Annotated in this window: 12 protein-coding genes and 1 riboswitch; of the genes, 8 read left to right on the top strand and 4 right to left on the bottom strand. The window is 62.2% G+C overall.

Going from position 1 to position 13,891, the window contains the following annotated elements; genetic code table 11:
- Nucleotides 1–45: 45 nt before the first annotated feature.
- Genes cobG through cobJ form a run of 4 tightly spaced genes read left to right on the top strand, consistent with a single transcriptional unit; the run spans nucleotide 46 to nucleotide 4,259 of the window.
- Nucleotides 46–1,275 (top strand): precorrin-3B synthase, encoded by a 1,230-nt coding sequence (gene cobG / locus NCT04_RS19085; RefSeq protein ID WP_250467212.1) that lies wholly within the window; start codon nucleotides 46–48, stop codon nucleotides 1,273–1,275.
- Entirely contained in the window at nucleotides 1,268–1,894 is a 627-nt protein-coding gene (locus NCT04_RS19090; protein ID WP_250467213.1) for a precorrin-8X methylmutase, read from the top strand. The genes cobG and NCT04_RS19090 overlap by 8 nt, the downstream gene beginning before the upstream one ends.
- On the top strand, nucleotides 1,894–2,619 hold the full coding sequence (locus tag NCT04_RS19095) for a precorrin-2 C(20)-methyltransferase (RefSeq protein WP_250467215.1): 726 nt from the start codon (nucleotides 1,894–1,896) through the stop codon (nucleotides 2,617–2,619). The genes NCT04_RS19090 and NCT04_RS19095 overlap by 1 nt, the downstream gene beginning before the upstream one ends.
- The gene (gene cobJ, locus NCT04_RS19100) at nucleotides 2,607–4,259 is read left to right on the top strand and encodes a precorrin-3B C(17)-methyltransferase (protein WP_250467218.1); all 1,653 of its coding nucleotides are present in this window, start codon (nucleotides 2,607–2,609) and stop codon (nucleotides 4,257–4,259) included. The genes NCT04_RS19095 and cobJ overlap by 13 nt, the downstream gene beginning before the upstream one ends.
- Before the next feature lie 10 nt (nucleotides 4,260–4,269).
- Here cobJ and NCT04_RS19105 read toward each other — a convergent pair whose 3' ends face one another.
- The 4 genes from NCT04_RS19105 to cobW all read right to left on the bottom strand — a co-directional run bounded on the left by NCT04_RS19105 (nucleotide 4,270) and on the right by cobW (nucleotide 10,813).
- Entirely contained in the window at nucleotides 4,270–4,878 is a 609-nt protein-coding gene (locus tag NCT04_RS19105) for a vWA domain-containing protein (RefSeq protein ID WP_250467220.1), read from the bottom strand.
- Between the two features lie 71 nt (nucleotides 4,879–4,949).
- Nucleotides 4,950–5,960: a magnesium chelatase ATPase subunit I gene (locus tag NCT04_RS19110; protein ID WP_250467222.1), complete on the bottom strand. Its 1,011-nt coding sequence runs from the start codon at nucleotides 5,958–5,960 to the stop codon at nucleotides 4,950–4,952.
- Complete coding sequence (gene cobN / locus NCT04_RS19115) at nucleotides 5,957–9,730, bottom strand: cobaltochelatase subunit CobN (protein WP_250467224.1); 3,774 nt, start codon at nucleotides 9,728–9,730, stop codon at nucleotides 5,957–5,959. Before cobN ends, NCT04_RS19110 begins: the two co-directional genes overlap by 4 nt.
- Before the next feature lie 3 nt (nucleotides 9,731–9,733).
- On the bottom strand, nucleotides 9,734–10,813 hold the full coding sequence (cobW, locus tag NCT04_RS19120; RefSeq protein WP_250467226.1) for a cobalamin biosynthesis protein CobW: 1,080 nt from the start codon (nucleotides 10,811–10,813) through the stop codon (nucleotides 9,734–9,736).
- Between the two features lie 145 nt (nucleotides 10,814–10,958).
- Nucleotides 10,959–11,209: riboswitch (cobalamin riboswitch) on the bottom strand.
- Nucleotides 11,210–11,325: 116 nt separating this feature from the next.
- Here cobW and NCT04_RS19125 point away from each other — a divergent pair.
- Genes NCT04_RS19125 through NCT04_RS19140 form a run of 4 tightly spaced genes read left to right on the top strand, consistent with a single transcriptional unit; the run spans nucleotide 11,326 to nucleotide 13,844 of the window.
- Nucleotides 11,326–11,706 carry a cobalamin biosynthesis protein gene (locus NCT04_RS19125; protein WP_250467228.1) on the top strand — a complete coding sequence of 127 codons (381 nt, stop codon included), beginning with the start codon at nucleotides 11,326–11,328 and terminating at the stop codon, nucleotides 11,704–11,706.
- The gene (gene cobO, locus NCT04_RS19130) at nucleotides 11,703–12,305 is read left to right on the top strand and encodes a cob(I)yrinic acid a,c-diamide adenosyltransferase (RefSeq protein ID WP_244829493.1); all 603 of its coding nucleotides are present in this window, start codon (nucleotides 11,703–11,705) and stop codon (nucleotides 12,303–12,305) included. Before NCT04_RS19125 ends, cobO begins: the two co-directional genes overlap by 4 nt.
- A 4-nt stretch (nucleotides 12,306–12,309) precedes the next feature.
- A complete protein-coding gene (locus NCT04_RS19135; protein WP_250467230.1) occupies nucleotides 12,310–13,611 on the top strand; it encodes a cobyrinic acid a,c-diamide synthase CobB in 1,302 nt (433 codons plus the stop codon).
- On the top strand, nucleotides 13,608–13,844 hold the full coding sequence (locus NCT04_RS19140) for a DUF1289 domain-containing protein (RefSeq protein WP_250467231.1): 237 nt from the start codon (nucleotides 13,608–13,610) through the stop codon (nucleotides 13,842–13,844). Before NCT04_RS19135 ends, NCT04_RS19140 begins: the two co-directional genes overlap by 4 nt.
- Nucleotides 13,845–13,891: the final 47 nt, after the last annotated feature.

The following is a 13,891-nucleotide window of genomic DNA, read 5'->3' on the forward strand; positions in this document are numbered from 1 at the left end:
GCAACTCAAGCGCTTGAGCATACGGTCGAGCTTTTGGAATCGTTCTTGCCGCCTCGGTCTTCGGCCTGTCCCGGCCTCATGCGTATCGTGCCCGCACGCGATGGCGCCCTTGCGCGCGTGCGTCTTGCCGGTGGCGAGTTGCGTCGCGAAGCCGCGCATGCCGTGGCGCACGCCGCCGAGCGCTGCGGTTCCGGCACGATCGAAGTGACCAATCGCGCCAATCTGCAACTGCGCGGCATTCGCGACGACGCCCACGCGGAACTCATCGACATCGTGCTCGCGGCGGGCCTCGGTCCGACCACGGCCGGCGCCGACGATATCCGAAACGTCATGCTGAGCCCGCTTGCGAGCACGGGAACGCGTGCGCTTGCAGCGGATATCGTCGAACGCATGCAGGCCGATGCCGCGTTGCACGCGTTGTCGCCGAAGTTCGCGTTGCAGATCGACGATGGCGAAACGCTTGCGATGCTCGATCATCCGCACGATCTTTGGCTTTCGGCGCTGGACAATGGCGCGCGCTTCGCATTCGGTTTTGCAGGATCGATGCCGCATCGTGAGGAACATGCGCCTGCCTCGGGCGCGATTGCGCGTGACGACGCGAAGCGCTTCATCCTGGCCGTGCTGCAGGCGTTTCTGGCGCTGGCATCGGTGGAAGAACACCGCATGCGCGATGTGCTCGCACGCGTTGGAATTACGGGCTTTCTCCATGCCCTCGACTTCGAAACACAGCACGACGCCGCACTTCAGTCATGGCGTCGCGCGCCTTCCGATGCAACGTTACGACTCGGCGCGCATGCGGACTATGTCGGCGCGCAAGCGCCGCTCGGCCGCCTCGATGCTAATACACTTCACGCAATCGCCGATCTCGCCGAAGAACGCGTCGTGATGACGCCCTGGCAAAGCGTGTTGCTGCCGGACGTGCACGCGAATCGCATGACGCATGTCGTCGATGCCCTTCGCGCGCTTGGCCTCTCCACCGATCCACGCGATCCGTTCGCGCGTCTGATCGCATGCGCGGGTTCTTCGGGCTGCGCGAAAAGCCGTGCCGATACGAAAGCGGACGCGCATCGTTTAGCCGCCTTGCTGCCCGAGCATGCGCACGCGCATCTGAGCGGCTGCGAGCGCTCTTGTGCGGCGGCGCATCCCGTCGAAAACACGCTCGTTGCCGTTGCGCCCGGCCGCTACGACGTGCTTCGAGGCACACACGTGATCGCCCATAACCTCCTCATCGAAGAGGCGGCCGCATGGCTCGCCCGGAGTCATGCCGATGTCTGACTATATCCGCGACGGTGCGGAGATTTACCGGCAATCATTCGCGACGATTCGCGCCGAAGCCGACCTCGCCGCCATTCCCGCCAACCTCGAAAAGCTCGCCGTGCGGCTGATTCATGCGTGCGGCATGATCGATATCGTCGATGACCTGCGCTTCTCGTCCGATGCCGGTATCGCGGGCCGTGAAGCGCTCGTGAGCGGCGCGCCCATTCTCTGCGATGCGCGCATGGTCGCCGAAGGCATCACGCGCGCGCGCCTTCCCGCGAATAATCGCGTGATCTGCACGCTCGGCGATGCCTCCGTGCCGGAACGCGCCCGTGCGATGCACAACACGCGCTCCGCTGCCGCACTCGAACTATGGCGGCCCGATCTTGCGGGTGCGATCGTCGCAATCGGCAATGCGCCCACCGCGCTCTTTCATCTACTCGACATGATCGACGACGGCGCACCGAAGCCCGCGCTCATCCTCGGCTTTCCAGTGGGCTTTATCGGCGCGGCGGAATCGAAAGCCATGCTTGCCGCCGACAGCCGTGGCATTCCTTTCGTCGCGTTGCTCGGACGACGCGGCGGCAGCGCGATGGCGGCGGCCGCCGTGAATGCGCTCGCATCGGAGGCCGAGTGATGAGCGGAAGACTCCATGGTCTGGGCGTCGGTCCGGGCGATCCCGATCTCATCACGGTGAAGGCGTTGAAGCTGCTCAAGGCGGCGCCCGTGGTCGCGTATTTCGTCGCGAAGGGGAAGAAGGGCAACGCGTTCGGAATCATCGAATCTCATCTCGAAGACACGCAGACGCGCTTGCCGCTCGTCTATCCCGTGACGACGGAAGCGCTCGAACCGCCGCTTTGCTACGAGACGATCATCAGCGCGTTCTACGATGAATGCGCGCTCGCCATTGCGGATCATCTCGAAGCCGGCCGCGACGTGGCGGTGATCTGCGAAGGCGATCCGTTCTTCTACGGCTCGTACATGTATCTGCATGATCGCCTTGCCGCGCGCTTCGAGGCAGAAGTCGTGCCCGGCGTCTGTTCGATGCTGGGCGGCGTCGCAGTGCTTGGCGTGCCACTGGTTTATCGTAATCAGAGCCTTGCGGTGCTTTCGGGCGTTCTTTCGGAAGCCGAACTAAAACGAAAGCTGGCGACGAGCGATGCCACCGTCATTATGAAGCTCGGCCGCAACTTCGACAAAGTGCGTCGTGTGCTGGCGGAACTCGGGCTCGACAAACGCGCGTTGTATGTGGAACGCGCGACGATGGCGAATCAACGCATCGTGCCGCTGAACGAAGTCGATCCAATGGCATCGCCCTACTTCTCGCTGTTGGTCGTGCCGGGGACGAAATGGAGCGCATAGACGTAGCGAAGCCGCTTGCCATCGTCGTGCTCGGCAACGGTGCGCTGACTATCGCGCGCAAGATTCAGGCGTGTCGTCCGGGATCGCTCGTTCATGGACTCGCTAGTCGCGTGAACCTGGACGCCTCCTTCGACGACTTCGGCGCGCACGTGCGGGCACTCTACGCGGCAGGCTCGCCAATCGTCGCACTGTGTTCAGCAGGCATCGTAATTCGCGCGCTGGCAGCGTCGCTTGCGGATAAGGGCGCGGAGCCGCCGGTGCTCGCTGTCGCGCAGGACGGCAGCGCGGTCGTGCCGCTGCTCGGCGGCATGAGCGGCGTGAACATGCTTGCGCGTGATATCGGCCAGATGCTCGGTATCGTACCGGCCATCACGACGAGCGGCGAATTACGCTTCGGTCAATGTCTGCTCGCGCCGCCCGAAGGCTACGTACTGGCGGATATCGAACGCGGCAAGCGCTTCGTGTCCGACTTGCTTGGCGGAGCAACGACGCGCTTGGAAGGCCACGCACCGTGGCTCGATCAGGCAGCCCTTCCTCGCGCCGACGATGCGTTGCGCGCCATCCGCATCACGCCCGAAAGCGCCCACGATGAACACAGTCTCGTGATTCATCCACGTTGTGTGATTGCATGGATCGAAGACGACGCGACGAACGGCGAAGTAGCGGAATGCGTACGCAAGGCACTTCAAGCACGAAGCCTCGCGCCGCTCGCACTCGCTGTGCTGGTCGCGCCCACGCACGCAATGACATCGCAACGTCTCGCCGATGCCGCGCAAGCGCTCGACGTGCCATTGCGTTTCAGCGACGCCCCGCCTTTCGATGTTTCGCACAACGGCGACGTTGCATTGCACGTCGCCAACGCGCCCGTCGATGCGCAGGCGATAGGCCGTGCACGCGGCACGTTGACCGTGATCGGTCTCGGTCCCGGCAGCTCCGAAATGATGACGCCCGCCGCGAAAGCCGCGCTCCGTGCCGCAGAAGACGTGCTCGGTTACGAAACCTACGTGCGCATGGCAGGCCCGTTTCGCGCCGATCAACGCGCGCATATGACGGACAATCGCGAAGAGTTGCAGCGCGCGCGACATGCGTTCGAACTGGCAAGCGAGGGACGCAGGGTAGTGGTCGTATCGTCGGGCGATCCGGGCGTGTTCGCCATGGCGGCAGCCGTGCTCGAAGCACTCGACAAGGAAGCGAACGCGTCATGGCATGCCGTGAAACTCGAGATCGTGCCGGGCGTATCGGCGTCGCTTGCCACGGCGGCGCGTGCGGGCGCACCGCTCGGCCATGACTTCTGCGTTTTGTCGCTATCGGATAATCTGAAGCCGTGGGGCGTCATCGAGAAACGCATAACGCATGCGGGTCAGGCCGATTTCGTCATGGCGTTCTACAACCCGCTATCGAAGGCACGGCCCTGGCAATTCGATCGCGCGATCGAAATCGTGAAGCAGCATCGCGATGCCAAAACGCCCGTCGTGCTCGGGCGCGATGTGGGACGCGCGGGCGAGACGCTTCGCATCATGACGCTTGGCGAGTTGGACAGCACGATGGTGGACATGCGAACGATGGTGATCGTCGGATCATCGACCACGCGCGTGATCGGCGATGGCGCATGGGTTTATACGCCGCGATGGTATGAATGACACGGGCAGGCTACCGCAAGTCCGCGCTCAGTTCGCTCGCATGAAAGTACTCCGCCGCCCAGCGTAGCGCCAACGTGCTCGCTTGCCCGACTCCAAATTGCCCTTCATCGAAGTCCACCAGCACGACGCGGTCCGCGCACTGCGGCGGCGCGGGCGCCTCGTTCGTGCGGCCATCGGTCAGCACCCATAGCCAGCGACGCTGCGCGGGTCTTCGACGCGCGGCTCGTGCAAGCACGGTCTGCGCACTCGAAAGACCCAACGCCAGCGGCGTGCCACCACCGCCACCGATAGGACTCACCCAGCGCTCGTTCCACCAATGCGCGGCGCCCGGCTGACGACGCACTTCGGCACGCCCGCCACCGAAACATACGAGCGCAATTTCCGCACGCTCACGATAAGCCCGATCGAACAACGCAATCAACAAGCCCTTGGCACGCGCGAGCCGTTCACCCGTGAGCATCGATCCCGAGCAATCGAGAAGAAAGCAATGCAACGACGCCGCTTCGCCCTGCACACGTCGATAGCGAAGATGCCGTGCATCGAGACGCTCGGCACGTTTCGCGCGTAGCGTCGATATCCAGTCGAGCGTGGTGCTTTCATCGCCTTCGCGACCGGTCATGCGACCGCGTGCCCGCGCTTCACGCCATCGAAGACGATGCTCTTGAGCATCCGCTTCGTGTCTCCGATGGCTCAGGCTTTTTTTGCGGCAAGCGGTCTGACTTGCTTGACCTTCGCCGTGCCTGCTGGCTCGGGCGGCATGTAGCCCCAATCGCTTTCATTCGTGCTGCCGTTATCGCGCGGGGCGGGCTGCTGCGGCGCTTCGCCTTGCGATGCATCGGCCTCGCGTCGTCGATGCTTCAGCACGGCGTCGGCCACGCGATCGACATGAAGCGTCTGCACGTTGCTCGCGCCTTCGAATGCCGCGAGCGCTCTCGCCGCACGCAGCATCACGAGATCGGCGCGCAAGCCATCCACGTGGGCGGCGATGCAAAGCGCGCTCACGCGCGCATGCACCGCGTCGTCCGGATCGAGCGCGAATAGCACGGCACGTGCTGCATGAATGCGTTCTGCTAGCGCGGACTGTGCGTCGGCATGGCGTGCGCAGAATGCTTCAGCATCCATATCGAACGCGAGCCGCGCCCTGACGATCCGTTGCCGCACGCTCGCATCGAAGCAATTGTTCAATTCGACCGCGAGCCCGAAGCGGTCGAGCAATTGCGGACGCAATTCGCCTTCTTCGGGATTCATCGTGCCGATCAATACGAAACGCGCTTCATGCCGATGCGAAATACCATCGCGCTCGATGACGTTCACGCCGCTTGCCGCGACATCCAGCAACTGATCGACGAGCGGGTTGGGCAGCAGATTCACTTCATCGACATAGAGCACGCCGAGATGCGCTTTTGCAAGCAAGCCCGGCGAAAAGGTCACGCCGCCGTCGCGCAAGGCGCTTTGAATATCGAGCGTACCGATCAACTGCTCTTCGCTTGCGCCGAGCGGCAGCGTGACGAGCCGGCCTTCGGGCAATAGCTCGGCAAGGGCGCGTGCGGCAGTGGACTTCGCCGTTCCGCGTGGGCCGCTGACGAGCACGCCGCCAAGCGCCGGATCGATAGCCGCGAGCACGAGCGCCTGCTGCAAGGCCTCCTGCCCGACGAGCGCGGTAAAGGGAAACACCGGAAAATCAGCGTCGTTCGGGTTCAAGTCTGTCGGCCTTCGAGTTGCTGTTCGACATCGAGCAAATGGCGCGTCACGTCAGCGCGATAGCCGCCCGGCTCTTGCCATAAACCGCGCTCCATGGCTTCGAGCAGACGCTCGCATATCGATTGGAGCGCGTGAGGATTGTGCTGCGTGATGAACTCGCGCGTGTCTGCGTCGTTCACGTAAGCGTCGGTAACGAGCGCGTATTGATGATCCGATACGACGCGCGCCGTGGCGTCGTATCCGTAAAGATAATCCACCGTTGCAGCGAGTTCGGATGCGCCTTTGTAGCCGTGACGCTTGACGCCGTCGATCCATTTTGGATTGACCACGCGCGAGCGCACCACGCGTGCAATCTCTTCGTTCAAGGTCCGCACGCGCGGCGCGGCGGGATTGCTATGATCCGCGTTATACGCCTGCGGTTGCAGGCCCGAAAGATAACGCACGGCCGCGACCATGCCGCCCTGAAACTGATGGTAGTCGTTCGAGTCCAGCAGATCGTGCTCGCGGTTATCTTGATTCTGAAGCACGACATCGAGCGCGGAAAGCCGCGTGCCGAAGCTCGCTCGCGCATCCACGCCGTCTTGCGCCTGCGAATACGCATAGCCTCCCGTGCTTTGATACGCGGCCGAGAGATCGGCGTCGCTCTGCCATTGCTTCGCATCGATCAGTTCCTGCAAGCCCGCGCCATACGCGCCCGGCTTTGTGCTGAACACGCGCCAGCCTGCACGTTGCCGCGCTTCTTTCGCATTCATACCGCGACCGATCAGTTCATCGCGCTCACGCATGACGCGCGCGCGAATCGGATTGATATCCTCGGACTCGTCTTCGAGTTCGGCGACGGCTTGCACCGCCGCATCGAAAAGATGCATGAGATTGGCGAAGGCGTCGCGAAAGAACCCCGATACGCGCAAGGTAACGTCGATACGCGGCCGGTTGAAGATGGAGATTGGCAGTATCTCGAAGTCCGTCACGCGATTGCTTCCCGCCGCCCACTTCGGCCGTACGCCGATCAGTGCGAACGCCTGGGCCATATCGTCGCCGCCAGTGCGCATGGTCGCCGTGCCCCACACGGAAAGGCCGATGGCGCGCGGGAAATCGCCGTGATCCTGCACGTGTCTTTCCACCAGCAGATTGGCCGACTTGAGGCCGATGGACCATGCGGCCTGCGTCGGCAACGCGCGTGTGTCGACCGAATAAAAATTGCGTCCGGTAGGCAACACGTCCGGTCTGCCGCGCGATGGAGAACCGCTCGGACCAGGCGGCACGAAGCGGCCCTCGAGCCCGCGCTTCAGTTGCTCGAGCTCTTGCGGACCACACGCGTCAAGACGCGCGAGCACATCGCCTTGCAAGCGTTCGAGCACCAGCGTCGTTTGCGGCCCCGGCGATTCGGCATCGCCTTGAAATAGTTGCAACGCTAACGATTCGAGGCGTTCGCGTGTATCGCCATGATGCCGCCAAGGCGCGTCGACCGCGTTTTGAAGCGCGTCGGGGCGAGGTCCATTCCATGGCGCCGCCCAGTCGGCATCGAGCGGATCGAACGCTTCACCGAGCGCGAGATCGCGCGCCATGGCCGTGATGAGACTTGCATTCGCGCCGCGTCCGTCGCCGGTCGGAAAACGGCCCAATGCGAGCAGCGTATCGCGCCTTTGCACGCCTTCGGGCGATACGCCGAACACATGCAAGCCATCGCGTATCTGCGCTTCCTTGAGTTCGCACAGATAGGCATCGGCACGCGTAAGCAGTGTGTCTTCACCCTGCAAGTCGCCCGGTGCGTCGAGCCCGAGTTCCTCATGCAATCTGTTCTCGACGATGTTCGCGAGGATGGACTTGCGCAGCAGCTTCGCGCGGCGCGTATCGACCATGAGCGCTTCGTAGTATTCGTCCACTTGTCGTTCGAGATCCTGCAGCGGCCCATAGTTTTCGGCACGCGTGAGCGGCGGCATCAGATGGTCGATGATGACCGCCTGCGCGCGACGCTTGGCCTGACTGCCCTCGCCCGGATCGTTCACGATGAACGGATAGAGATGCGGCATGGGACCGAGAATGAGATCGGGCCAGCACGATGCCGACAACGCAACGCTCTTGCCGGGCAGCCATTCGAGGTTGCCATGCTTGCCGACATGCACGAGCGCATCGGCCTGGAAGCGCAGGCGCAACCAAAAATAAAACGCGAGATACGCATGCGGCGGCACGAGTTCGGCATCGTGATAGCTCGCATAATCGTTGCGCTCGCGCGAGCGCGAAGGCTGAATGCCGATGAACACTTCACCGCAACGCAAGCCTGCAATCATGAAGCGGCCGCGCCGTATCGTCGGATCGTCTTCAGGCGCGCCCCATGTTTTTTCCAGTGCTTGCCGTGCATCCAGCGGCAACGCGCGATAGGCATCGAGATAATCTTCGAGCGCAAGACTTTGCAGGGCCGGGCGAAGATCGCGCACGACAGGGTCGTTTGTCACGCCTCGCGTAAGCGCTTCGATGAGCGCATCGCCATGTTCGGGAATCTGGTCTAAGCGATAGCCTTCACGCTCGAGCAACTGCAAGATGTTAATGGCCGATGCCGGCGTGTCCAGTCCCACGCCGTTGCCAATGCGCCCTTCGCTCGCCGGATAATTCGCCAAGACGAGCGCGATGCGCTTGCGCTCGTTTGGCGCATGTCTGAGCTTGCACCAGCGCGCGCTGAGTTCGGCGACGAAGTGCATGCGCTCGGTATCGGCCTGATAACGCACCACGTCGACCTGCGTATGCGGGCATCGATAAGCAAGCCCCTTGAAGCTCACCGCTCGCGTGATGATACGGCCATCCACCTCGGGGAGCGCCACGTGCATGGCGACATCGCGCGAATTCAGGCCTTGATTGTCCTTCTGCCAGTCATCGCGATTGCCCCCGCTCAAGATCACTTGCATCACGGGCGCATCGCCGGCCACTTCGAATGCTTCGCTTTCTCCGATCACGCCCGCAGCGAACGCCGTGGTATTGAGCACGAGCGATGCACCATGCTGCGCGCATAAACGCTCGACTACTTCGCGGCTCAGACTTTCCTTGAGCGATGCAATCGCAATGGGCAGCGGATTCATGCCCTCGCGTTCGAGCGCTTCGATGAATGCATCGAACACAGCGGTGTTGCCTGATTGAAGGTGTGCGCGATAGAAAAGAATGGCAACCACCGGCGCGCCTTCGGTCCAGCGTTCGCGCCAATCGTCGCTAGAAGCGCTTTCGCGCTCGGGGTGATAGATCGCGACCGCGGGCAACGCGCTCGGCGCGTGCGCTTCGCGTCCCCAACCGAACGCGCGATGCGCGATGGCGCGTAGAAATTCTTCGGCATTGCGCGCGCCGCCTTCACGTAAATAGCGCGACAGGTCGCGGCAGAACGCGGCATCGGCCGTACTCTTGCCGATGAGATTCGGGTCTTCCGCAAGATCGCCCGAAAACATGGCGAGCATTTGCTTTTCGCGCTTTGCCAAAGCGACGAGACGCTCGATACCGTAGGGCCAATACGATTCGCCGCCGAGATGATCGACGATGACGACCTTTGCATGACGCAGAATGTCGTCGACATAAAAGTCGACCGAAGCGTTCTGGCGCAGGAACGATTGATTTGCGAGCCGCACTTCCGGAAAGCCGGGGCCGAGACGCGGAAAGACGCTTGCGAGCAGCGCGAGCGTGGTATCGGCCGAACTGAGCACGACGATGGGTGCGCGCGTCTGCTCGATCCGCATCACGCCTGCTGCGTCGTCGACGAAGCCTCCCGGAGTCGTGCGCAGCAGATGCATCGCTCAGGCCTGCACGGGTAAGTTCTGCAACGCGGAAACGAAGGCACGTTGCAGCGTTTCGCGGTCGAGGTCCTCGCCGATAAGCACGAAGCGACTCGATGCCTCGCCTTCGTTCCAGCGCCTGTCGAAGTAACTGTCGAAGCGTCGCCCCACGCCTTGCACGACGAGCCGCATGGCGGCACCCGGCAACGCCGCGAAGCCCTTCACACGGTAAATCGTGTGCTTTTCCACCAGCACGTGCAGTGCCGCAAGCAGCTGTTCGCGCGACTCGACATCCGCTGCGACCACCACGGAATCGAACTCGTCGTGATGATGATCCGCATGACCGTCTTCGTCGGGCGAGCCATGATGGTCGTGCCGCAGATGAATGGTCTCTTCCGATGCGGATTGCAAGCCGAGCAGCGCATGCACGTCGAGTTTGCCCATCTGCGCGGGAACGATCTTCACTTCGGGCGGAATCTCGGGACGCACGAGCGCATCGACCTTGCTCAACGCGGCGGCATCCATGAGATCGGTCTTGTTGACGATGACGAGATCCGCCGACGACAGTTGGTCTTCAAACAATTCATGCAACGGCGATTCGTGATCGAGATTCGGATCGGCCTTGCGCTGCGCATCGACGGCGCTGGGATTTGCCGCGAACTGACCGCTTGCCGCAGCCGGACCGTCGACCACGGTAACGACCGCGTCCACGGTGAAGGCGTTCTTGATGGACGGCCAGTTGAAGGCCTGCACGAGCGGCTTGGGCAAGGCAAGCCCGGACGTTTCGATCAACACGTGATCGATACTGTCGCGCCGTTCAAGCAGTTGCTCCATCACCGGATAAAACTCTTCCTGCACGGTGCAACACAAGCAACCGTTCGCGAGTTCATAGAGATTGCGTTCGGCGGAGCCTGCTTCGTCGTCGCAACCGATACCGCAGCCCTTGAGAATTTCCCCATCGATACCGAGCTCGCCGAACTCGTTGACGATGACCGCGATGCGCTTGCCCTGCGCGTTCGAAAGAATGTGCCGCATCAGCGTGGTTTTGCCGCTGCCGAGGAAGCCGGTCACGACCGTGACGGGGATCTTGCGCGTTTGCATCGTTGCTCCGTGCTTGATTGATGCGTGCGCCCTATGCGTGATGGTGTGCGCGATGCGGTCTATTCGACCTTTGCAGCGGCATGGACATGGAAAAGCGCACGACTCGGTGGATCTGGGGATACGCCGCAACCCCGCGGCTAAGGAAATCCCTTCGGTAATTCTGGCCGGTATCCGGGCTGACGAAAATAGCCGCTTCGCCTTCCCGCGCCGGACGCTTTGAACGCCTAGCACAGTGGCTTTGAAACCGGCTTGCCGCGCATGTCATGCGTGGCTTTCGCTTACCGTTGCGGGGGCAGCACAGGTTGGCTTGCGTTCGCCTGAACGCGCGCTTCCTGTTTCCCGTTCAACTGCGCGCTAAAGACTTGGCGCGCGAGCACCTGAACTATTGAAAGTCTAGGGCTAGCGGGGTTAGGCGTCAAGAAAGCGTGGTGCCTGCCTAAGCGTCCGGTATGGTATCTTTCCTCCGCCTTAAGGCTTTTCAAGTCGACCTCCATGAATTGGCTTCGTTTAGCATGAGCGCCGCGCTCGTCATCGGCATCGGCTGCCGCCGCGGCGTAAGCGCCGAAGCAATAGAACGCGCTGTGCGTGGTGCGCTTGGCACGCTCGCATTTGCCGATATCGCCAGCGTGGCAAGCATCGACGCTAAGAAAGACGAAACAGGATTGCTTGCATTTTGCGAGCGTCATCAATTGCGCGTGGATTTCTTTAGCGCCGATCAAATCGAGCGCGCGCCTGGGAAATTCTTATCGCAGGCCAGGCGGCATTTGAATGTCGACGGCGTATGCGAGCCTTGCGCGCTCATTGCCAGCGGCGGCCGGCTCGTCGTGCATAAGACTATCGCGGGCGGCGTGACGGTCGCTATTGCAGAGACACCATCGAAGAAACAAGCATGAAAACCGATACCGAATCGCATTTGCGCATGACCCAGCGGCGCAAGGAAGGCCATGAGAAAAAGCAGGCCGCCGCCGACCATGAAAAGGGCCTGTTGATCGTCAATACCGGCAACGGCAAAGGCAAGACCACCGCTGCATTCGGCATGGCCATGCGCGTGCTCGGGCACGGCATGAAACTCGGCGTGGTGCAATTTATCAAAGGCGCGCTGCATACGTCGGAACGCGATTTCCTTGGCGCAATCGCGCATTGCGATTTCGTGACGATGGGCGATGGCTATACGTGGAACACGCAAAATCGCGAGGCGGACATCGCCACGGCGCGCAAGGGATGGGACGAAGCACGACGCATGATCCAAAGCGGCGAGTATCAGATGGTCGTACTCGACGAGCTCAATGCCGTGCTCAAGTACGAATATTTGCCGCTTGAGGAAGTACTCGGCGTGCTAAAGGCACGGCCGGCCATGCTGCATGTCGTCGTGACAGGACGACACGCGGCCGATGAGCTCATTGAAATAGCCGATCTCGTCACCGAAATGCGCCTCGTAAAGCACCCTTATCGCGAGCAGGGCGTCAAGGCGCAACGCGGCGTCGAGTTCTGACGCAATGGCAAACTGTCCCGCACTCTTCATCGGCGCGAGCGCGTCGCATCAAGGCAAGACCACGGTGACGGCCGCGCTTGCGCGTCATCACACGCGGCAAGGCAGGCGCGTGCGCATCTTCAAGACCGGGCCGGATTTTCTCGATCCGATGATTCTCGAGCGGGCATGCGGGTCGCCCGTTTATTCGCTGCATCTTTGGATGGTCGGACTGGAAGCGTGCCGCGCGATGCTTTCCGCGGCCGCCAAGGAAGCCGACCTTATTTTGATCGAAGGCGTAATGGGCCTCTTCGATGGCACGCCGAGCAGCGCCGATCTCGCCGCTGCGTTCAATGTGCCCGTGCTCGCGGTAATCGGCGCGCATGGCATGGCGCAAACCTTCGGCGCGCTTGCGTTCGGACTTGCGCGTTATCGGCCCGATGTGCCGTTTCATGGCGTGCTTGCAAATCGCGTGGCGTCTGCGCGCCATGCACAGATGCTGGCCGAAGCCATCCCCGAAGGGCTGCGCTATTGCGGTCATTTTTCGAACGCGGACGATATCGCGCTACCCGAACGTCACCTTGGCCTCACTCAAGCGCGGGAAGTGGCGGACCTGGATGCGCGTCTCGACCGCGCCGCCGATGCCATTGCCGCGACCACGCTTGCCGATTTGCCGCCGCTCGTTCGCTTCGACGACGACATCACGCTAAGTGAACCGCCGCGTCTTCTCGACGGATTGCACATTGCGATCGCGCGGGACGCCGCGTTTTCATTTATTTATCCCGCGAATGTCGATTTGCTAAAGGCATCGGGCGCAAGCGTCAGCTATTTTTCCCCGCTAGCGGATGAGCCCGTACCCGCCCATGTCGATGCGCTCTACTTGCCCGGCGGCTACCCCGAGCTTCACGCCGCGACGCTTGCTTCCAATGCGTGCACGCGCGCTTCGATAAGAGAACATATCGCGCGCAATCGCGCGGTAGTCGCGGAATGCGGCGGTATGCTCTACCTGCTCGACGCACTGACGGATGTCGAAGGCAATCGTCATTCAATGCTAAGCGCCCTTCCCGGCGACGCCACCATGCAACGCCGTCTTTCGCGGCTGGCGATGCAACGAGTCGACACCGCCCACGGTCCGCTCACCGGCCACACCTTTCACTATTCGACGCTCAAGACATCGATGCAGCCTTTCACGACAGCCACGCACGCAACGACCGGTGCGCAGGGCGAAGCGCTTTATCGTCATGGCGCGATAACGGCCACTTACATGCACGCTTACTGGCCCTCGAATCCTGCGGCAATGGCTGCGCTCTTTCGCGGCGAAGCGCTATGACGACACCGACCGAAATCGGGCCACGCGATCTCGCCGAGATGATCGGACGCGCCAGCGCGCAGGAACCAATCGGCTCGCCGTGCACCGGCGTGTGCAAGCTCGATGCATCGAGCGGCCTGTGCGCGGGATGCTTTAGAAGCCGCGAGGAAATTAAATTGTTTAGAACGATGGACGATCACGCGAAGCTCGCGTTGTTCGACCAGTTGCTTGAGCGGCGCGCGGCCTCGCAATGAACGAAGGCCCGCGCTCGTGCTCAAGCGACGCGGGCCTTTTGACATCC

Source organism: Caballeronia sp. GAFFF2, assembly GCF_023631485.1.
Classification (GTDB): domain Bacteria; phylum Pseudomonadota; class Gammaproteobacteria; order Burkholderiales; family Burkholderiaceae; genus Caballeronia.